At 51.1% G+C, this 21,456-nt stretch carries 18 protein-coding genes; 9 read left to right on the top strand and 9 right to left on the bottom strand.

What is annotated here, in order from left to right:
• Positions 1-14 precede the first annotated feature (14 nt).
• On the top strand, positions 15-1,547 hold the full coding sequence (gene aldB / locus OGY35_RS08020) for an aldehyde dehydrogenase AldB (protein ID WP_286631951.1): 1,533 nt from the start codon (positions 15-17) through the stop codon (positions 1,545-1,547).
• Between the two features lie 96 nt (positions 1,548-1,643).
• On the opposite strand, the gene OGY35_RS08015 is transcribed toward aldB, so the two are convergent.
• Together OGY35_RS08015 and OGY35_RS08010 are read right to left on the bottom strand one after the other, a co-directional pair.
• Entirely contained in the window at positions 1,644-2,717 is a 1,074-nt protein-coding gene (locus tag OGY35_RS08015; protein WP_286631949.1) for a type I restriction endonuclease, read from the bottom strand.
• Between the two features lie 320 nt (positions 2,718-3,037).
• Positions 3,038-3,352 (bottom strand): hypothetical protein, encoded by a 315-nt coding sequence (locus tag OGY35_RS08010; protein WP_152400561.1) that lies wholly within the window; start codon positions 3,350-3,352, stop codon positions 3,038-3,040.
• Positions 3,353-3,540: 188 nt separating this feature from the next.
• Here OGY35_RS08010 and OGY35_RS08005 point away from each other — a divergent pair, with 188 nt between their 5' ends.
• Positions 3,541-3,867 (top strand): DUF3302 domain-containing protein, encoded by a 327-nt coding sequence (locus tag OGY35_RS08005; protein ID WP_152400559.1) that lies wholly within the window; start codon positions 3,541-3,543, stop codon positions 3,865-3,867.
• Positions 3,868-3,869: 2 nt separating this feature from the next.
• On the top strand, positions 3,870-5,006 hold the full coding sequence (locus tag OGY35_RS08000; protein WP_286631948.1) for an HlyD family secretion protein: 1,137 nt from the start codon (positions 3,870-3,872) through the stop codon (positions 5,004-5,006).
• Here OGY35_RS08000 and OGY35_RS07995 read toward each other — a convergent pair.
• On the bottom strand, positions 5,003-5,977 hold the full coding sequence (locus tag OGY35_RS07995; RefSeq protein ID WP_286631946.1) for a LysR family transcriptional regulator: 975 nt from the start codon (positions 5,975-5,977) through the stop codon (positions 5,003-5,005). The two genes, OGY35_RS08000 and OGY35_RS07995, sit on opposite strands and share 4 nt — an antisense overlap.
• A 122-nt stretch (positions 5,978-6,099) precedes the next feature.
• On the opposite strand from OGY35_RS07995, the gene OGY35_RS07990 reads away from it, so the two are divergent.
• The 3 genes from OGY35_RS07990 (at position 6,100) to OGY35_RS07980 (ending at position 8,439) form a co-directional block, all read left to right on the top strand.
• Positions 6,100-6,840, top strand: coding sequence for a MipA/OmpV family protein (locus OGY35_RS07990; protein ID WP_152400553.1), 741 nt, complete (start codon positions 6,100-6,102; stop codon positions 6,838-6,840).
• 477 nt (positions 6,841-7,317) lie between these two features.
• A complete protein-coding gene (locus tag OGY35_RS07985; RefSeq protein WP_226991609.1) occupies positions 7,318-7,725 on the top strand; it encodes a winged helix-turn-helix domain-containing protein in 408 nt (135 codons plus the stop codon).
• A 240-nt stretch (positions 7,726-7,965) separates the two neighbouring features.
• Positions 7,966-8,439, top strand: coding sequence for a 4Fe-4S dicluster domain-containing protein (locus tag OGY35_RS07980; RefSeq protein ID WP_152400551.1), 474 nt, complete (start codon positions 7,966-7,968; stop codon positions 8,437-8,439).
• A gap of 34 nt (positions 8,440-8,473) precedes the next feature.
• On the opposite strand, the gene avtA is transcribed toward OGY35_RS07980, so the two are convergent.
• Together avtA and malS are read right to left on the bottom strand one after the other, a co-directional pair.
• Positions 8,474-9,727, bottom strand: coding sequence for a valine--pyruvate transaminase (gene avtA, locus OGY35_RS07975; RefSeq protein WP_286631944.1), 1,254 nt, complete (start codon positions 9,725-9,727; stop codon positions 8,474-8,476).
• Positions 9,728-9,900: 173 nt separating this feature from the next.
• Positions 9,901-11,931, bottom strand: coding sequence for an alpha-amylase (gene malS / locus OGY35_RS07970; RefSeq protein ID WP_286631943.1), 2,031 nt, complete (start codon positions 11,929-11,931; stop codon positions 9,901-9,903).
• Positions 11,932-12,247: 316 nt separating this feature from the next.
• On the opposite strand from malS, the gene OGY35_RS07965 reads away from it, so the two are divergent.
• Positions 12,248-13,072: a protein bax gene (locus OGY35_RS07965; RefSeq protein WP_152400545.1), complete on the top strand. Its 825-nt coding sequence runs from the start codon at positions 12,248-12,250 to the stop codon at positions 13,070-13,072.
• A gap of 49 nt (positions 13,073-13,121) precedes the next feature.
• Here OGY35_RS07965 and xylR read toward each other — a convergent pair whose 3' ends face one another.
• The 4 genes from xylR to xylF form a co-directional block, all read right to left on the bottom strand.
• Positions 13,122-14,300: a D-xylose utilization transcriptional activator XylR gene (gene xylR / locus OGY35_RS07960; protein WP_152400543.1), complete on the bottom strand. Its 1,179-nt coding sequence runs from the start codon at positions 14,298-14,300 to the stop codon at positions 13,122-13,124.
• Positions 14,301-14,383: 83 nt separating this feature from the next.
• Complete coding sequence (gene xylH, locus OGY35_RS07955; protein WP_152400541.1) at positions 14,384-15,565, bottom strand: xylose ABC transporter permease XylH; 1,182 nt, start codon at positions 15,563-15,565, stop codon at positions 14,384-14,386.
• Positions 15,543-17,084, bottom strand: coding sequence for a xylose ABC transporter ATP-binding protein (locus OGY35_RS07950; protein ID WP_152400540.1), 1,542 nt, complete (start codon positions 17,082-17,084; stop codon positions 15,543-15,545). Before OGY35_RS07950 ends, xylH begins: the two co-directional genes overlap by 23 nt.
• Positions 17,085-17,162: 78 nt before the next feature.
• A complete protein-coding gene (gene xylF, locus OGY35_RS07945; protein ID WP_042998578.1) occupies positions 17,163-18,155 on the bottom strand; it encodes a D-xylose ABC transporter substrate-binding protein in 993 nt (330 codons plus the stop codon).
• Positions 18,156-18,518: 363 nt separating this feature from the next.
• Between xylF and xylA the strand changes: the two genes are divergently transcribed.
• Together xylA and xylB are read left to right on the top strand one after the other, a co-directional pair.
• Entirely contained in the window at positions 18,519-19,841 is a 1,323-nt protein-coding gene (gene xylA / locus OGY35_RS07940; RefSeq protein WP_152400538.1) for a xylose isomerase, read from the top strand.
• A gap of 101 nt (positions 19,842-19,942) precedes the next feature.
• Complete coding sequence (gene xylB / locus OGY35_RS07935; RefSeq protein WP_286631942.1) at positions 19,943-21,397, top strand: xylulokinase; 1,455 nt, start codon at positions 19,943-19,945, stop codon at positions 21,395-21,397.
• The last annotated feature ends 59 nt before the right edge of the window (positions 21,398-21,456 follow it).

Here is a 21,456-nt window from a genome sequence, read left to right as displayed (position 1 = left end):
GCAAGGAGACGATCATGACCAATAATCCCCCCCGTATTCAACCCGGCGAGTATGGTTTTCCCCTGAAGTTAAAGGCCCGTTACGACAACTTTATCGGTGGCGGCTGGGTTGCCCCGAGTGATGGCGAGTATTACCAGAACCTGACGCCCGTTACCGGGCAACTGCTATGCGAAGTGGCTTCTTCCGGTAAAAGGGACATTGACCTGGCGCTTGACGCGGCTCACAAGGTGAAAGACAAGTGGGCGCATACTTCTGTTCAGGATCGGGCGGCGATTCTGTTCAAAATTGCTGACCGCATGGAGCAGAATCTCGAACTGCTGGCGACGGCGGAGACCTGGGATAACGGTAAACCGATCCGTGAAACCAGCGCAGCGGATGTCCCGCTGGCGATCGACCACTTCCGCTATTTCGCCTCCTGTATTCGTGCCCAGGAGGGTGGGATCAGCGAAGTGGATAGCGATACGGTGGCTTATCACTTCCACGAACCGCTCGGTGTGGTTGGGCAAATTATCCCGTGGAACTTCCCCTTATTGATGGCGAGCTGGAAGATGGCGCCCGCGCTGGCGGCAGGTAACTGCGTGGTGCTCAAGCCCGCGCGCCTGACGCCGCTGTCCGTTTTACTGTTGATGGAAGTGATTGGCGATCTCCTTCCCCCCGGCGTGGTGAACGTGGTGAACGGCGCTGGCGGTGAGATTGGTGAGTATCTGGCGACCTCGAAACGCATTGCCAAAGTGGCATTCACCGGCTCAACGGAAGTCGGGCAACAGATCATGCAGTATGCCACGCAGAATATCATCCCGGTCACCCTGGAGTTGGGCGGGAAATCGCCAAACATCTTCTTCGCCGACGTGATGGACGAAGAAGATGCCTTCTTCGATAAAGCGCTGGAAGGCTTTGCGCTCTTTGCCTTTAACCAGGGCGAGGTCTGCACCTGCCCGAGTCGCGCACTGGTACAGGAATCCATCTATGAACGCTTTATGGAGCGCGCCATTCGCCGCGTAGAAAGCATCCGCAGCGGTAACCCGCTGGATAGCGTGACGCAAATGGGGGCGCAGGTCTCTCATGGACAGATGGAAACCATCCTGAATTACATTGATATCGGCAAGAAAGAGGGGGCGGATGTCCTGACTGGCGGACGACGTAAGCAGCTTGAAGGTGAGCTGAAGGACGGCTATTACCTCGAACCGACGATCCTGTTTGGTAAGAACAATATGCGCGTGTTCCAGGAGGAGATCTTTGGCCCGGTACTGGCGGTCACAACGTTCAAAACAATGGACGAGGCGCTGGAGTTAGCCAACGATACCCAGTACGGTCTTGGCGCGGGCGTCTGGAGCCGTAATGGTAATCTGGCGTATAAAATGGGACGCGGCATTCAGGCAGGACGCGTGTGGACCAACTGCTACCATGCTTATCCGGCCCACGCGGCCTTTGGCGGCTATAAGCAGTCTGGGATCGGACGCGAAACCCACAAAATGATGCTGGAACACTATCAGCAGACGAAATGCTTGCTGGTGAGTTATTCCGATAAACCGCTGGGACTTTTTTAACTGACGGCGTTATGCCCGATGACGCTTTGCTTGTCGGGCCTACGATAATATCGTGACTCGTAGGCCTGATAAGTTACTTTTCGGAGAATTTCCGGGCTAATTATATAATGCAGCGGTTGCCTTAAGTTCATCACTAAACGTGTAAATATCATCCAGCGTTTCGATTGGATGGCGTGTTTCGTTCTTTTCTAAATCGAACAATCCAATATATTTCTGATTTCGATTGAAGTGTAACCGGCAAATGGGTTTTCGGTTATTGTCGTCAATCAATATGCCAAAGTAGCTTTTTGTATCTCGGTGCACAATTCTTGGAGCATCGATAACTGCTCTGGTTATTGCTTTAACTATATGAAACCCCTCAAGTTCATCTGCTGTTGTTTGAATGTCGACTTCATCTTTAGTGATGATTTCCATCTCAGGTTCTGGCGATTCTACTACTGGAGGAACATTACCACCCATTGCTGATTTTAGCCGCTCATTGATTTGAGAGTTTATATACTGGCTGGCGGCTTTTTGTGTTAGTACTGTAAAGGTATCTTTAACTTTTTGCGTCAAAATGCCGTCATGAATTCTTGATGCAAAAAATTTAACAAAATCTTCTTCAGGATTGTTAAGCTGTGTATGAAGAATTTTTTTAATCATGCTGACATATTTTAATTCACCGGCAGAGTTAATGATAGATTCCAGGTCAAAGGCTGATTTTGTTAGTTTCTTTATTTCCGGAATAACAAGTTCATCTAAATCAAGAAGATTGACTTCTAAAAATGGTTTTTCATCCATTTTATTAGGTGCATCTAAATCAGTAAAAAATTTATACTCTTGTCCGTTAGTTAAAATAGATATTCTGGCATTAGTTACATGAAAATAACGGAAAAGTTGGGAGGCATGATTTATATTGAGAGGCTCACCTATTTTTTTACACTCAATCAATATTTGAACTTCGCCATTTTTCAGTATGGCATAGTCTATTTTTTCACCTTTTTTTGTACCAATGTCGCAAACGAATTCAGGAATAACTTCCGTAGGATCAAAGACATCGTAGCCTAGCACATTATTGATGAAGGGCATGACGAAAGCATTTTTCGTGGCTTCCTCCGTCTCAATAGCACCTGATTGTTGCTTTATTTTTGAGGCTAATGAGTTTAACTTTTCCATAAATTCTATAGTCATAATATCCTCATGGTACATTGCTATTATATTGGTAACGAATCACTACGTTGATACCTGACAACCGTAAATTTATTCACACTAAACTCATGATAACGGTTGATAAACAAGTAAAAACACTAAAGCTATAATGCACAAAGTAGCAATTTTCCGTACATGAGATTCGTCACGTAATCGAAAAATAGCGCTACTTTTAATGTAGGATTAGTTTTGATGAGACTCTCAAGGATTAAGTTTGCCTAAAAGTCGACTTCATACAGTGTTGGGTGATAGGAAATTGAACGGGTAGCAGCAGGCTGGAGTGTTGCTACCCTACATGACGATTAATCCATCACCTTCACCTGTAACGGACGGAAACGGCTGTAAACCCACAGTCCCAGGCACGCAATCGACCCGATGAAAACGGTAAACAGTACCGTGATAAACACGCCGCTGAACAGCGCGGCAGGAATAGCCAGCAAACCGTGTACGGGTTGATCGTTCCATTTCACCAGGTCGAAGCCAAAGAGACTCAGAACACCGCAAACAAAACTGAAAGATATCATTGGGATACCAAGACCAATGAGTAATAACCGGTAGATGATGGCAGCGTTGATGCGCTTGAGGCTAACGGTGGATGAAGCTTCCGCGTTGTTCATTTTTGTTCCTGTCGTATTAGTGTTAAAACATAATAAACTGCGACTTGCCTAAAAAACAATACACTAAAAAATATACAGTATATAAAAAACCATATGTCGATATATAAATATGAGAATTGCATGGCATCTGGTCATTCCACTATCATTCTTAAACCCTTTTATTTTTGACTATATCCTCTGGGGGGAATATGTTTCTTGATTATTTTGCACTTGGGGTGCTTATTTTTGTATTTCTGGTTGTTTTCTACGGAATTATTATTTTGCATGATATTCCTTATTTAATTGCAAAAAAACGCAATCATCCTCATGCCGATGCCATTCATGTCGCAGGGTGGGTGAGTTTGTTTACATTACACGTTATCTGGCCTTTCTTGTGGATTTGGGCCACGCTATATCGTCCGGAGCGCGGGTGGGGAATGCAAAGCACTGAGCCTGGCGTTGTGCAACTCCAGGAACGTATTGCCGGACTGGAAAAACAACTGGCTGACCTGAAATCCTCCACTGCCGGGTATTAATTATGGATTTACTGATTATCCTGACCTATGTGGCTTTCGCATGGGCGATTTTTAAGATCTTCAAAATTCCCGCCAATAAATGGACGATCCCGACAGCGGCGCTGGGTGGGATATTTATTGTCAGCGGCTTAATCTTATTAATGAATTATAACCACCCCTATACGTTTAACGCGCAAAAAGCGGTGGTGTCTATTCCTGTTGTTCCGCAGGTCACCGGCATGGTGATTGAAGTGACGGACAAGAAAAATACGCTGATTAAAAAAGGTGAGGTGTTGTTCAGGCTTGATCCCACGCGCTATCAGGCCCGGGTGGATCGTCTGTTGGCGGATATTGTGACGGCGCAGCATAAGCAGCATGCGTTGGGTGCTGAACTGGATGAAATGGCCGCTAATACGCAGCAGGCAAAAGCCACGCGGGACAAGTTTGCGAAAGAGTATCAACGCTATGCACAGGGGAGTCAGGCGAAGGTGAATCCGTTTTCTGAGAGAGATATTGATGTTGCGCGGCAGAACTATCTGGCGCAAGAAGCCTCGGTGAAATCGTCAGCGGCGGAGCAACAGCAGATTCAAAGCCAGTTAGACAGCCAGGTGTTGGGTGAGCATTCGCAAATTGCCAGTCTGAAAGCGCAGCTGGCCGAGGCGGAATATAACCTTGCACAGACCATCGTCCGCGCGCCGAGTGATGGCTATGTGACTCAGGTGCTGATTCGCCCGGGAACCTATGCAGCCTCGTTGCCCCTGCGCCCGGTGATGGTATTTATTCCTGCTCAGAAGCGGCAAATTGTCGCGCAATTCCGCCAGAACTCGCTGTTGCGACTGGCGCCAGGCGATGAAGCGGAAGTGGTGTTTAATGCCTTACCGGGCAAAGTATTCAGCGGTAAGTTGGCTGCGATAAGCCCCGTGGTGCCGGGCGGGACGTACCAGGCTGGCGGGACGTTGCAGTCGCTGAATACGGTGCCGGGATCGGAAGGCGTCATTGCGACGATTGAGTTGAACGAACATGCTGATTTAAGCACATTACCGGATGGGATCTATGCGCAGGTAGCAGTCTACTCCGACCATTTCAGCCATGTCTCTGTCATGCGTAAAGTACTGTTACGTATGACCAGTTGGGTACATTACCTCTATCTCGACCATTAATTGTCGTTGACGGATGCTTGCTCGGGCCGCAACAAGTGTGCTTGAGCAAGTTGGTTGCGTATTTCACGCAGCATTTCATCAAGCACATACTGCACTCGCCAGGGCTGGTACTCCCGCTTTCGGAAGATTGCAACCAGGTCCAGCCACCACTCATTTTGTGCAGGAAAGCAAGGTACCAGCGTACCGGCCTGGAGATCGCCTTGTACGCTTTTATCAGGGGCAAAGACAATGCCCAGATGATTACGCGCCAGTTCCAGCGCCGACTGGGTGTTGTCACAAACGTAATTTCCCGTGACGCGATAATCACGAATCTCTTTACTCCCGGTGACGTTAAACCGCCAGATATTAGCGTCATCAATCATCATAGAATCAATCAGAATACAGGAATGATGCTCAAGATCGTCAGGTTGATGAATAGGATGCATCTCAAGATAAGTGGGGCTGGCGAAAGCGGTTACTGCATATTTGGTGATAAAGCTGGCAACCAGCGATTCGTCCTTGGGATGGGCATAGGTAATTAACACATCACAGTCATCAGGGAATTCAACGCCTTCAAAAAAGGCTTTCCGCTCAAGATTACACGTTTTCAGCGACAAAGTGATGTCGCCAATATCGTTGATTTGCGCAATGACGTGTTTAGACAAGTAAGCGATGATGCCTGTCGGCGCGTACACTGTTACCCGTCCCCGCTTTTCGTGCTTATAATCAGCAATGAAATGGTTAAGCTGCTCGTTTCTGTCGAGCATGTCATTAATGTAGGGCAGGAGCGCCACGCCAAAAGGCGTCAAGGTGAGTTGCCGGGTCGTCCTGTCAAAGACCTTAAGACCGATTTTTGATTCAAAATCAGCAAGATACTTGCTGACATTGGCCTGTGCGATGCCAAGCACGGTAGCAGCATGGCTGATGTTTTCACTGGCAGCTATTACCGAAATGATCTTTAACTCCCGGTGCTTGAGTTGTAATTTATTCATCGCAGCAGCTCAATATATATAAGTTTTTATATATTACTATATAAATATGGGCCTTGCACCGAAGAATTTGTAAGCATTATTATTTCCGACGATTTGTGGCTTATTTTAAATGGAATGTCGGCATGTTAATTAAACGCAATATAGTAGCACTATTTGCTTTCTCCTTTATCGCCAGTGCATCAGCTTCAGAATTATCCATCGGTGCGGGTGCGGTATATAATGAATCTCCTTATCGTGGGTATAATGAAAATACCCATGCCATTCCCCTCATTAGCTATGAAGGTGAATCATTCTATGTCCGGCAGACCGCTCTGGGCTACATTTTGTCTAAGAGTGAACAAAATGAATTTAGCGTGACCGCCTCCTGGATGCCGTTGGAATTTGATCCTTCTGATAACGACGACCACGCCATGAAAAAGCTCGACAAGCGCGACAGCACAATAATGGCGGGCGCGGCATGGTATCACCATGAAAGTTGGGGCAGCGTGAAGGTCTCTGCCGCCGCCGATGTCCTGGATAACAGCAACGGCTGGATGGGGGAATTATCGCTGTTCCGCAAAATTCCTGTCGGCCAACTTTCTCTGATCCCATCCGTCGGCGTTTTCTACTACGATGAAAATTTTAACAATTACTATTATGGTGTTTCAGGTAGCGAATCCCGCCACAGCGGCTTAGACCGTTATTCCGCGCAGGACAGTTGGGTTCCTTACGTCAGTCTGACCGCGAAATACCCCGTCACCGACAATATTGTTCTGATGGCGAGCGCGGCTTACAGCGTGCTGCCGGATGAAATTAAAGACAGCCCGATGATCGATCGTGACGATAGCTTCACCTTCCTGTCAGGTGTGAGCTGGCGCTTCTAAAGACGTGAGAAGACTTGCCGGATGGTGGCCATTACCCCGGCCTGGGATTGTGTAAATTCGAGGTCCGCTGCCATTCGGCATATTTCTACCGCTATTCTGATAAGAGAACTACACTGTAATGGTAATTGTCCCGGAACTGCCTGTTGCCGGGAGTCACTCCCCTCTCCATGAAGCATAGTTGACCCATACAGCATATTAAACTGTAGTTTGTGATAAATATGCCCGTTTAACTTGCGCCGTCGAATATTCACACTGAAATAGAGTGATGCTCTGATAATTTGTTTTTAGATATTATTTAACAGTGTCTGGATTTATCCTTCAGCTATTCATTCTGCACTTTACCAATAGCGAGATTAAAATGATCGCTTCAGGTATCTATTGAAATTAACTCTATTTTTTTTAAACTTGCGTAAGACAATATCTACAAGGACTTACACATGTTTAGCTATCGATAGTTCAGTAAAACGTGAGTATGTAATGATGGAATACCAGTTACATGGATTTATGATAGGTCGGGAAATATTTTTTGACATCAATGAGTCGAGAATTTTCAGGCTTCCGGTAAATAAAATGGACAGTGTAATTGCATTTGGTGGCGTATTTTTTAACCACACGATGTTACGCTTGTTTGTTTATCTTTTACTGAACGCCCGGACCCATTATGTTTCAAAAGATGAGTTACTCGTCAACGTCTGGGAAAAAAATGAATTAAGTGCTTCGACACAGCGTTTGTCTACGATGGTAAAAAATCTCAACAACAAATTATATTTGCTGGGATTACCCCAGCATTCCATCGTCAGCGTAAAAGGAAGCGGATACATACTGGCACTGGATAATATTCAACCGCTCTACAGTGTGGTAGATGAGGCAGATTATCAAATATAGGTATCACTCAATCGAGTGCCAGCTTATTCCGTAGCGTGATGTCGCCTGCGGATTATTACCCCTGGACGTCAACGCCCAGGGTTTTTTTTATATGTCAGGCAGAAAACGAGTCGCAAACATAAGGCGAATCCCCTGAACGTTTCAGGCATCTGACAAAATTCGACCATTTCCCTTGTTTGATCAAGGCAGCCGCGTCATTCTCTCTGGCACTCTGTGGTTTTACGGCGGAGGGAGGGAGCAATGAACCGGTTTATCATGGCGGATGCGGCAAAGTGTATTGGCTGTCGTACCTGCGAAGTCGCATGCGTGGTCTCGCATCAGGAGAATCAGGACTGTGCCGCGGTGTCAGCAGGACATTTTGTCTCACGCATCCGGGTTATTAAGGAAAATACGTTCACCACCGCCGTTGCCTGCCACCAGTGTGAAGATGCGCCGTGTGCCAATGTCTGCCCGACCCAGGCCATTCGTCGCGATCGTGGACATATTTTTGTTGAACAGGCGCACTGTATTGGCTGCAAAAGTTGCATGCTGGCTTGCCCGTTCGGCGCAATGAACGTCGTCGCGCAAACCTCGCGCGTACAGGCAGTGAAATGCGATCTCTGTTGGCATCGTGATACGGGACCTGCCTGCGTGGAGGCTTGCCCGACGGGGGCATTGAATTGTCTGGATGCGGCGAGCGTGCAACGTCAGCGTTTACACGCTCAGCCTTTATAAGCGCGTCACCCGGCCTGGTTGGGCCGGGACAGCGTTACTGATTTTCCGCCCAGGCGCGTTCTACCTCTTCAGCCAGAATTTTTACCCCAGCTTCAATTTTCTCCGGATCGGGAACATAGTTCATACGCATACACTGGTGCGTGTGCGGCCAGGGCTTATCGAGCCCCGGGAAGAAGTAATGTCCCGGTACCATCAGCACACCACGTGCTTTCAGGCGCTGGTAGAGCAGTTCGGTGGTGATGGGCAGGTCCTGGAACCACAACCAGAGGAAAATCGCCCCTTCAGGTTTGTGAATTAAGCACCGATTTTCAGGTAAATAGCGGCGGATGATCGCAATAGTCTGCTGAACGCGCTGTAAGTAAAACGGCTTGATAACCGTTTCTGACAGTCTCATCAGGTCGTTGCGCTTAATCATCTCGCACATCATCGCCGGTCCAATCCCGCCGGGCGCGAGGCTGATGATGCCGTTCATATTGGCGATAGCCGTGATGATTTTTTCATTGGCGATGATGATGCCGCAGCGTGAGCCAGGCAGGCCTAGCTTGGAGAGGCTCATGCACAGCACAATGTTGGGATTCCACAGCGGACGCGCTTCGCTAAAAATAATACTCGGGAACGGTACGCCATAGGCATTATCAATCACCAACGGAATACCGTGCTGGTTGGCAAGCGTGTCGAGTTTTATCAGCTCTTCATCTGTGATGACGTTACCCGTCGGATTGGTTGGTCGGGAGACGCAGATCATCCCGCTCTCTTCGCCAATGCGCAGATGTTCAAAGTCAACGTGATACTTGAACTGGCCCTCTGGCAGCAGTTCAATATTCGGTCGCGCCGAAACGAACAGATCCTCCTCCAGCCCGGAATCCGCATAGCCGATGTATTCCGGCGCAAGAGGGAATAGTACCTTTTTGGTGGTCCCATCGGCGCGACGGCCAGCAAAAAGATTAAACAAGTAGAAAAATGCACTCTGACTGCCGTTTGTTAGTGCAATATTCTGCGGTTCGATATCCCAACCCAGATTCTCACGGAGTAGCGAAGCGAGCGCGGTCAGCAGCTCGGTTTTCCCCTGCGGACCGTCATAATTGCAAAGCGCATCAGTGAGTTTGCCGTTTTCCAGCATCTCAGTCAGGAGCGTATGGAAGTAATCCTGCATCGCCGGGATTTGTGCCGGATTTCCGCCGCCCAGCATGATTGCGCCAGGGGTGCGTAAACCGTCATTGAGGTCCTCCATCAGGCGGGTAATGCCTGAATGGCGGGTGAATTTGTCGCCAAAAAGTGAAAATGTCATAACGGATGGTCTGTCAAACGCTGAGTCGAAGTGGGTTACCTTAACGCTAGCACTGGCAGGGTGCAAATCGAGCTGAAATGCGTGTTTTGGCGTTTTGCGCTTATAATTTTCATAAAGGTGGCGTTTTGTTCTGTGGCGTCTGAGGGGTTTCAACCCTCAGACGCCGGTTCACGTTAGCGCTGACCCGCCCAGATGACCATTACGGTGTCGTCGCCGTGCTGGCGCACGAAACCGTACCCTTGTTTGAGTGAGAGCGTGGTTTGTCGGCCTGCGCCGATGGCCGGATGTCGGGCTCTGAACTGACCGAGGCGCTGCCAGTGGGTGACATTGTCGGCTAATTTACCGCTGACATCCTGCCAGTTCATATCTGAACGCGTGCCCTGTAACGGATCGGAACCCGTAGGACCGAAAGGCCGTAAGGATTCATCACCATAGAATATTTGAACGGCACCGGGGGCTAACAACAGCAACTCAGCCGCTTTATCACCACCTTCGCGGAACAGGCGAGTATCGTGCGAAGAGAGGTAGCTCAGCACATTAAAACCCTGTAATTTTTCCGCCATCTGTTGCCAGGTGAGATCCATACCAGACAGGCAATCGACTGTTTTTGCAGCCTGCTCCTGATAGTCAAAGTTGATCATGGCGTCAAAGCCGTGGCGATAGTAATCGCTTTGCATCACGCCGTGGCCCCAGGCCTCGCCGGTCATCCAGAACGGCTTATCATCGAGCGCTTTGTCCGGGTTGGCTTTTTTCCACTCCACCAGCGCCGCGCTGGCCTGCGTTTTTAGCTGTTGCCAGGCCGGAAGTTCGACGTGTTTCGCGGTGTCGACGCGAAATCCATCGACACCGTAATCGCGCACCCATTGGCTCAGCCAGTGGGTCAGATAATCCCGGGGCGTGTAGCCTTCAATGGCTTTTGCGCGTGTATCGGTTTTGTGTTGATAAAACACCGGCAGGCCGGAGGGGATCGTCGACTCGGTCTTCAGATCCGGCAGAAAAGCCAGCGACATCGTGAGATCGTCAAAGCCAGGGTTGTCGTAATCGCCAATATCAGTACGGATCCACGCTTTCCCCCACCATTTTTCCCAGGCGGCCTTATCGCTAAAGTTGATGTAATCATTGAAGCTGTGCCAGCTTTGTCCGGCAGCGGGTTTCCAGTCTGTCCAGCGATCGCCGAGCGTTTTTTTCAGCTCATCGCCAGAAAGATAGAGCGCGCCGAACTGATATTCCTGCATATCTGCAAGCGTCGCGTAGCCGGTATGGTTCATCACCACATCAAAGAGAATGCGGATCCCACGCTGATGTGCGCCGTCAATCAACGCGCGCAGATCGTCCTCACTGCCCATGTTGGCATCAAGGGTGGTCCAGTCCTGGGTGTAATAACCGTGATAGGCATAGTGCGGGAAATCGCCTTTTGTGCCGCCGCCCACCCAGCCATGGATTTGTTCGAACGGCGCGCTTATCCACAACGCATTCACGCCCAACTGTTGCAGATAATCCAGTTTGCGGGTCAGACCGCGCAAATCGCCGCCGTGAAACGTGCCGATTTCCTCCATGCCGTCTTTATGGCGACCGTAACTCTGGTCATTCGAGGGATCGCCGTTCTCGAAACGGTCGGTCAGCACAAAATAGACCGTGGCGTTGTGCCAGTCGAACGGAGCAGACGCATCGGTCTCAGCCCGTTCCAGCAGTAACAGACCGTTACTGGCCGGAGCGGGTTGCAGGGTTATTCGTCCGTTTTTAACCATGGCGGTCTGTCCGCTGTAAAAATCGCGCACCACGCTGCCTTCCGGGAAGGTCTGTGCGACCTCTAACGTCAGTGGCGAACCCTCCCACGTCGGACACTGGCGCACCACATCTGCTGTCGGTTCGGCCTCGCGCGGCACCGTAATCATCAATGTTGGCGTGCCAGAGCGGGTATCGATTTCCAGCGTGTAACTGCCGTCTTTGAACAGGCGCCACTGCGGCGGGGCGCCTTCGCACGGGATCAGCGAAAGCATCTGATTGAGTTTTATCGCGTTAGCCGGCTGCCAGCACTGTTGGTCAAAATTTAGCGTTAATGAGCGTGTACCCTTTGTCAGCTCAGCGTGGCTGGCAAACTTACCGGTTCCCTCGGCGGTAAAGGCGGGGAAGCCCTGAGACGTCCATGTTGCGGCGCTCGCGATACCTGGCAGCAGCGCGAGGGCAATGGCGGCAAGTTTCATGATGCGGTCCTTTTTGCGGCGATTTTAATCAGTTTGCCTGAGAACCCGCTGACGAAACTCATCCTTCAACCGCATTCAATCAGGATGAGGGGTACGGATGAGTGATTTAGGGCAAAAAATAGCCTTGATTTGCGATAACCACCACAAATCTTTCGAATTAGTCCCTCGCGGGATAGTTTATGCGTGACACGGTTTCGGAATTGGCCTATTCATTAGGGTGCTCTTGATCGCTATTTTTGATATGATTTGAGATTCGAATCTCAAAATTGTGAAAAATAAAAGGTGTTGGAATGATTCAATCCGACCAGGAGACCTAATGATATTGACTCCCATGCGACGATATGGGGCAATGATTCTTATGTTACTCACCATGGTATTTTCGGGTGAGGTGCTGGCAAAGACGCACACAACAACATCGAGTCAGAAGTCCCACGTAACCAAGACAAGTCATAAACAGGTAAGCAGTAAACAAGAGTATTCTCGCAATAGTGCAAAGAGCAGTTCACTTCCTGATTTGCGAAAATACCCTTCCGGAACACCAAGAAAAAAAGCGTTTCTCCGGACCGTTATGCCTTATATTACCAGTCAAAATGCTGCGATCACGGCCGATCGTAACTGGCTGATCTCAAAGCAGTATCAGAACCGTTGGTCACCGACCGAGCGTGCGCGTATGAAAGACATCGCGAAGCGCTACAAGGTGAAATGGTCTGGCAATACGCGGAGCATTCCGTGGAATACGTTGCTGGAACGCGTAGACATTATCCCGACCAGTATGGTGGCGACGATGGCTGCGGCAGAAAGCGGTTGGGGTACCTCTAAGCTTGCGCGTAGCAATAACAACCTGTTCGGCATGAAGTGTGCGAAAGGGAGTTGTAACAATGCGCCAGGTAAAGTGAAAGGTTACTCTCAGTTCGATTCCGTCAAAGAGTCGGTCAACGCCTATGTGATCAACCTGAACACGCATCCGGCTTACGCCTCTTTCCGTAAATCGCGCGCACAGCTGCGTAAAGCGGATCAGGAAGTGACGGCGACGGCGATGATTCATAAGCTGAAGGGTTATTCAACGAAGGGACAGAGTTACAACAACTATCTGTTCGCGATGTACCAGGATAACCAGCGATTAATCGCAGCTCATATGTAATCCCGAACGCCTTCTGCAAAGAAGGCGTTTTTGTTTCTACCTTACCGCATCACACCAACACTTCACTGTTCAGATCGCGATACTCTTTCGGCGTAGTGTCGTACTCTTTCTTAAAGACAGAATAGAAATATTGCAGTGAAGGATAGCCGCACATCTGCGAGATTTCGTTGATCGACAGCGTCGTGGAAATCAACAGGCTGCGCGCTTTCTCCAGCTTTTCCGCGTGAATCACCGCGTGAATGGTCTCCCCCACTTCTTCTTTAAACCGCTTCTCCAGATTAGAACGTGAAATTCCGACCGCATCCAGAACCTGATCCACTTTAATGCCTTTGCAGGCGTGGTTACGGATATAGTGCATCGCCTGAATGACGGCGGGATCGGAGAGGGAACGATAGTCTGTCGAACGGCGCTCAACAACGCGTACCGGAGGGACCAGAATGCGCTGAAGCGGCAGTTCCTCATTTGCCAGCAGGCGATGCAGCAGCTTTGCCGCCTGATAGCCCATTTGCCTCGCGCCCTGAGCCACCGACGACAGCGCAACCCGTGACAGATAGCGGGTTAGTTCTTCATTATCAATGCCAATGACGCACAGCTTTTCGGGTACCGGAATATGCAGGTGTTCGCAGACCTGAAGCACATGACGAGCGCGGGCGTCGGTGACCGCTATAATGCCCGTCTGCGGCGGCAGGGTTTGCAGCCAGTCTGCCAGCCGATTCTGTGCGTGTTGCCAGAGTTCCGGCGCGGTTTCCAGTCCCTGATACACCACGCCACGATACTTTTCCTCCGCCACCAACTGGCGGAAGGCATGCTCGCGTTCAGCAGCCCAACGCTTTCCGCTGGAGGCGGGCAGGCCGTAAAAGGCAAAACGGTTGACGCCTTTTTCTTTCAGGTGCAGAAAGGCGCTTTCAACGAGGGCATGGTTATCGGTGGCAATGTAGTGGACGGGGGGATAATTTTCCGCCAGATGATAGGAGCCTCCGACACCGATGATGGGCACATGGACATCAACTAACAATCGCGCGATCTCGTCGTCGTCATAGTCAGCAATAACGCCGTCACCTAACCACTCTTTGATGTTATCAATACGGGCGCGGAAGTCCTCCTCTATGAAGATGTCCCATTCGGATTGCGAGGCTTGTAGATATTCACCGACCCCTTCCACAACCTGACGGTCGTAGGCTTTGTTGGCATTAAATAACAGGGTAATACGGTGACGTTTATCAAACATGTTTCTGTCTCTGCTCAATCTTTCATAAACGACAATGCCGGACAGGTGTGACCGGCATGAAAATAGCCCTATTTTTCTGCAGTTCAGGCGCGGCGTTTTGTCGCCGAATCCATCCACACTGCCAGCAACAGAATTGCGCCCTTCACGATGTACTGCCAGAACGTTGGGACATCCATCATACTCATTCCGTTGTCCAGAGAAGCCATAATAAATGCGCCCATGACTGCGCCTGCGACGCTGCCGACACCGCCAGCCAGGCTTGTTCCGCCAATGACGCAGGCGGCAATGGCATCCAGTTCAGCGATATTTCCCGCTGATGGCGACCCGGCACCGAGACGCGAACTGAGGATAAGCCCGGCAATCGCCACCATCAGACCGTTGATGGCAAATACCGCCAGCTTGGTCCGCGCGACGTTAATGCCGGAAAGCCGGGCGGCCTCCAGATTGCCACCGATGGCATAAATACGTCGGCCAAATGCGGTTCGCGTGGCCATAAACATCCCGGCGAGCAGCAAAAACACCAGCAGCAGAACAGGCGTCGGCACGCCGCGATAATCATTCAGTAGCCAGATGGCACCTAACACAATGATGGCGGTCAACGCCTGGCGACCCACGACGCTGGTTGATGCCGGGGCGCCGAGCCCCAGGGACTGCCGACGCATGCGTCCACGCCACTGCCAGCCGATAAACGCCATCAAACCGATCGCGCCGAGGGTGAAGCCCAACCCATTGGATAAGTAGCTTTGCCCAATTTGCGACATAGCAGAACTGGTCGGCGATACGGTTGTACCATTGGTGATGCCGATCAGGATACCGCGAAACGCCAGCATCCCGGCCAGAGTCACAATAAACGACGGGACTTTGCGGTAGGCGACCCACCAGCCATTCCAGGCGCCGAGCAGTAACCCCAGCGCCAGCGTTACAATAATGGTAAACGGCAGCGGCCAGCCCAGCCAGACGTCACAGATAGCCGCGACGCCCCCCAGCAGCCCCATCATGGAACCGACAGAGAGATCGATTTCCGCTGAGATGATGACGAACACCATGCCGACCGCCAGGATCCCCGTAATCGCGGTCTGGCGGAGCAGGTTGGAGACGTTACGTGCGCTGAGATACGCACCGTCCGTTGTCCAGGTAAAGAACAGCATGATCACAATGATGGCCGCGATCATCACGAACACCTGGAGATTTAGCGATTTAACCCCGGGAAAAACGCCCGTCAGTGGGGCGGTGAGTTTGACTTCAGACGGATTGTTTTTCGACATGATGTTCGCTCCTCAAAGCGGCTTCCATCACCTGCTCTTGCGTCAGGTTATGATTGACCAGGTTGGCTTTCAGTTTTCCTTCGTGCATCACCAGAATGCGGTCGCTGAGCCCCAGAACTTCGGGCAGTTCCGACGAGATGACGATAACGGCGATGCCCTGCTGAACGAGCTGGTTAATGAGCTTGTAGATTTCATATTTCGCGCCGATGTCGATACCCCGGGTGGGCTCATCAAGGATGAGAATTTGCGGGTTGAGCAACAGGCAGCGCGCCAGAATCGCTTTTTGTTGATTCCCGCCGCTCAGACGTCCGATCGCCAGCTCAGGAGAGGAGGTTTTGACTTTCAGACGTTGCAGGGATTCGAGGATGCATTTGTGTTCGGCTGCATCGTCTAGCTGGCTCACCTTGCCGGTAAACTGATCGAGCGCGGCGAGAGTAATGTTTTTCCCCACCGCCATGACCGGCACAATGCCATCGCGCTTACGGTCCTCCGGGACCATGGCGATCCCGTGGGCGATGGCTTGCTGACAGTTGCGGATATTGACGGACTGGCCGTCAATCACGACTTCACCTTCCCAGCGTCCGGGCCATACGCCAAACAGACACTGAACAAGTTCTGTGCGTCCTGCGCCCACCAGACCGGCGATCCCCAGAATTTCACCGCGCTTAAGCGAGAAGGAGACGTCATTCACGCGGCGAATATGGCGATTGACGGGATGCCAGGCAGTGAGATGATCAACGCGTAAAATCTCTTCACCCATGGTGTGAGGTTCGCTGGGGTAGAGTGCGGTGAGCTCGCGACCAACCATCATGGTGATGATATCGTCTTCGCTCATGCCAGCCGCGTCGCGGGTGCCAATATGCTTGCCATCACGGATCACGCAGATCGTGTCGGAAATGGCCTTCACTTCGTTCAGCTTGTGTGAAATGTAGATGCAGGCGATATCGTGCTGTTGCAGATCGCGGATGATCTCCAGCAGCACGGTCGTTTCCTGCTCGGTGAGTGACGCTGTCGGCTCGTCCAGAATCAGCAGGCGCACCTGTTTATTCAGCGCTTTCGCAATTTCAACCAACTGTTGCTGACCAAGTCCCAGATCGCCTACCCGGGTATCGGGAGAAATAGCCAGGCTGACCTGATTGAGCAATTTTTGGCAGCGCAGGGTCATCATGTCGTAATCAAGCACGCCATGACGGCTTATTTCGCTGCCGAGGAAAATATTCTCCAGCACGGTTAAGTGTTTAACCAGTGCTAACTCCTGATGGATGATGGCAATCCCTTTGCGTTCGGTATCACGAATATGGTTGGCCTGTAGCGTTTCTCCGGCAAATGTAATTTCACCTTCGTAACTACCATGGGGATAAATACCGCACAGCACCTTCATCAGCGTCGATTTACCCGAGCCATTCTCGCCGCATAATGAAATAATTTCACCGGCATTCAGTCTGAGGCTGACGTTATCAATCGCCTTGACGACACCGAAGGTTTTGGTGATGTTCTTCATTTCAAGTAGACAGGACATAGCGACTCCGCAGTAGCCAATGAGAGATCCCGGCGTGATGGGAAATGCGCGCCCTCAGCGGTTGCCGGGGCGCTGCGCTTACAGTTCGCTCTGCTTATGGAATCCGTCTTTAATCACGGTCTCATTGATGTTGTTTTTGTTAACGTCAATCGGCGTCAGTAAGCGGGAAGGGACATCTTTCAGACCGTTATTTAACGTAGCGTCGGCTTTAGGTTGCTGTCCGTTGCCCAGTTCTACGGCGATTTCGGCGGCGGTATTGGCCAGCAGCGTAATCGGCTTATAGACGGTCATGGTTTGTGTTCCTGCGACAATGCGTTTGATACCCGCAAGGTCGGCGTCTTGACCTGAAATCGCCACTTTCCCTGAAAGCCCCTGCGCACTGAGCGCCTGAACCGCCCCGCCTGCCGTTGCGTCATTGGAGGCGACAACCGCGTCAATGTTGTTATTGTTCGCGGTTAAGGCGTTTTCCATTATTTTCAGCGCATTTTCCGGCAGCCAACCGTCAACCCACTGATCGCCCACCACCTTTATTTTTCCGGAATCGATATACGGTTTTAAGACTTTCATCTGCCCGGCACGGAAGAGTTTGGCATTATTATCGACCGGCGAACCGCCCATCAGAAAATAATTTCCCTGAGGGACGCGCTCAACTAATGCCTGAGCCTGTAACTCACCCACTTTTTCGTTATCAAATGAAATATAGAAATCAATGTCAGCGTCATTGATCATGCGGTCATAAGCTAAAACTTTAATACCTTCCTGTTTCGCCTCTTTAACCACGTTACTTAATACTTGTCCGTTATAAGGAATAATAACGAGGACATCCACCCCTCGGTTGATCATATTTTCAATCTGCGACATCTGGGTTTCTTCATTCCCGTTCGCGGATTGCACAAAGACTTTAGCGCCAAGCGATTCGGCTTTGCTGACGAAAATATCGCGATCTTTCTGCCAGCGCTCGAGGCGCAGGTCATCAATCGCCATGCCGATTTTAATTTCTTTGGCATGTCCCGCCACGCTGGTAAGCAAAAGGGAGGTGCAGACAGTGAGTAAGAGATTCTTCATCTTCATAATCGTGATGCCTTTTGTTAGAGGGAGCAACAATAAAAGTAACAATCACAGCATAAGACGTTGCAGAATTTAGCAATTCATACGGGGAAGACAATTACAGATTTTTATCTTGCGGTTACGAAATTTGGTTTATTTCCTGAATTATGACCAGGATCTTACTTTTTACCGTGGGGACTGGATGTTGCATTTATGCCAGCAGAGTACCCATTTTTTGCAAATGGATATTTTTATTTTGCGAGGTGGCGCACACTTGTGAATTCTCTCAATAGCAGTGTGAAATAACATAATTGAGCAACGGGAATAGAGTGACCAATATTACGGCATGACCTATCACCGCCGTATTTCCTGATTATGGAGTTCATTATGCAGGCATATTTTGACCAACTCGATCGCGTTCGTTATGAAGGTTCCCAATCCACTAATCCGTTAGCATTCCGTCATTACAATCCTGATGAGATCGTTCTGGGCAAACGGATGGAAGATCATCTGCGTTTTGCGGCCTGCTATTGGCACACCTTCTGCTGGAACGGGGCTGATATGTTTGGTGTTGGGGCGTTTAATCGTCCGTGGCAGCAACCGGGCGATGCGCTGGCGCTGGCGAAGCGTAAAGCTGATGTCGCGTTTGAGTTCTTCCACAAGCTGCATGTTCCGTTCTACTGCTTCCACGATGTTGATGTTTCGCCGGAAGGCGCGTCGCTAAAAGAGTACAAAAATAACTTTGCTCAAATGGTGGATGTGCTGGCTGAGAAGCAAGAACAGAGCGGCGTGAAGCTGCTATGGGGCACGGCAAACTGTTTCACCAACCCACGTTATGGCGCCGGGGCGGCCACGAACCCGGATCCGGAAGTCTTCAGTTGGGCGGCCACTCAGGTGGTGACAGCGATGGATGCCACGCACAAACTGGGCGGTGAAAACTACGTGCTGTGGGGGGGACGTGAAGGATACGAAACCTTGCTCAATACCGACCTGCGTCAGGAGCGTGAGCAAATTGGCCGTTTCATGCAGATGGTGGTTGAGCACAAACACAAAACGGGATTCCAGGGCACGCTGTTGATCGAGCCGAAACCACAGGAACCGACCAAGCATCAGTATGACTACGATGCGTCGACCGTTTACGGCTTCCTCAAGCAGTTCGGTCTGGAAAAAGAGATCAAACTGAATATCGAGGCTAACCACGCGACGCTGGCGGGCCACTCATTCCACCACGAAATCGCGACGGCAATTGCGCTGGGTCTGTTCGGCTCTGTGGATGCTAACCGGGGGGACGCACAGCTGGGCTGGGATACTGACCAGTTCCCGAACAGCGTAGAAGAGAACGCGCTGGTGATGTATGAAATTCTCAAAGCTGGCGGTTTCACCACCGGTGGTCTGAATTTTGACGCCAAAGTGCGCCGTCAGAGTACAGATAAGTACGATCTGTTTTATGGCCACATCGGCGCGATGGACACGATGGCACTGTCGCTGAAAATCGCGGCACGCATGATTGAGGGTGGCGAACTGGATAAGCGCGTCGCGAAGCGTTATGCCGGCTGGAGTAGCGAACTGGGTCAGCAGATCCTGAAAGGACAGATGTCGCTAAGCGAACTGGCGCATTATGCTGAACAGCACAACCTGGCACCGGTACATCAGAGCGGCCATCAGGAGCAGTTGGAAAACCTGGTGAATCATTACCTGTTCGATAAGTAATCGACGTCACCGGGTGACGCAGTGCTTTCCCGGTCGGTTGTTTTTTACAGGCCCGGTGAGCATTGTGTCACCGGGCATTTTCAGTTTAAGGAACCCACTTTATGTATATCGGGATCGATCTTGGCACCTCGGGCGTGAAAGCGATTTTGCTCAATGAGCAAGGCGAGGTGGTCGCATCGCAAACGGAAAAACTCACTGTCTCCCGTCCTCATCCGCTCTGGTCGGAACAAGATCCCGAACAGTGGTGGCTGGCGACGGACCGCGCCCTGAAGGCGCTGGGCAAACAGCATTCATTAAGCAAAGTAAAAGCGCTGGGGATTGCCGGGCAGATGCACGGCGCGACGTTGCTCGACAGCCAGCAGCAGGTACTGCGACCGGCCATTCTGTGGAATGACGGACGCTGTGGCGAGGAGTGCGCGTTGCTGGAGTCAATGGTGCCGCAGTCGCGGGCTATCACCGGTAACCTGATGATGCCTGGATTCACAGCACCGAAGCTGCTGTGGGTACAGCGTCACGAGCCTGCGGTTTTCCGCCAGGTAGCGAAAGTGCTGCTGCCAAAAGACTATCTGCGTTTACGCATGACGGGTGAGTTTGCCAGCGACATGTCTGATGCCGCGGGAACGATGTGGCTGGATGTGGAAAAACGTGACTGGAGTGACGTGATGTTGAATGCCTGTGGCCTGACTCGTGACCATATGCCTGCGCTATTCGAAGGGAGTGAGATTACCGGCAGGTTGCTGCCTGATGTCGCAATGGCGTGGGATATGCCTGCGGTTTCTGTTGTTGCGGGTGGTGGCGACAATGCCGCAGGTGCGGTGGGCGTGGGAATGTTCAACGCCGATCAGGCCATGCTGTCTCTGGGGACGTCCGGCGTCTATTTTGCCGTTAGCGACGGTTTCCTGAGCAAGCCCGAAAGCGCGGTACACAGTTTTTGCCATGCGTTGCCTGAGCGCTGGCATCTGATGTCGGTGATGTTAAGTGCGGCCTCCTGTCTGGACTGGGCGGCGACGTTAACCGGTCTGGTGACGGTGCCGGCGCTGATTGATGCGGCGCAGCAGGCTGATGATGCCGCAGACCCCATCTGGTTTCTGCCGTACCTTTCAGGTGAGCGCACGCCGCATAACAATCCTCAGGCGAAAGGCGTTTTCTTTGGTCTGACCCATCAGCATGGGCCTGCTGAACTGGCGCGCGCGGTGCTGGAAGGGGTCGGCTATGCGTTGGCTGACGGGATGGACGTGGTACATGCCTGTGGCGTTAAGCCGCGTAGCATCACGCTGATCGGCGGTGGTGCACGCAGCGCGTACTGGCGGCAGATGCTGGCGGATATCAGCGGTCTGCAACTGGATTATCGCACCGGTGGCGATGTGGGGCCGGCGCTGGGAGCCGCCCGTCTGGCGCAAATAGCGATGAGCCCGGAGAGATCGTTAGTGGAACTGCTGCCACAACTCTCGCTTGAGCAGACGCACATGCCCGATGCGCAACGTCATAGCGTTTATCAACAGCGCCGCGCAATCTTCCGTCGTCTTTATCAGCAATTACTTCCACTCATGTCCTGAGCCTGAATCCCTCCTGGTCGCAGGAGGGATTTATCTAATCGATAAGAAAATCAAAATAA

The sequence above is a fragment of the Citrobacter sp. Ct235 genome (assembly GCF_030332305.1).
In the GTDB taxonomy this organism is placed as follows: Bacteria; Pseudomonadota; Gammaproteobacteria; order Enterobacterales; family Enterobacteriaceae; genus Citrobacter_A; species Citrobacter_A telavivensis.
The sequence above is the reverse complement of the archived record's forward strand: the minus strand, read 5'-3'. Positions and strand labels throughout refer to the sequence as shown.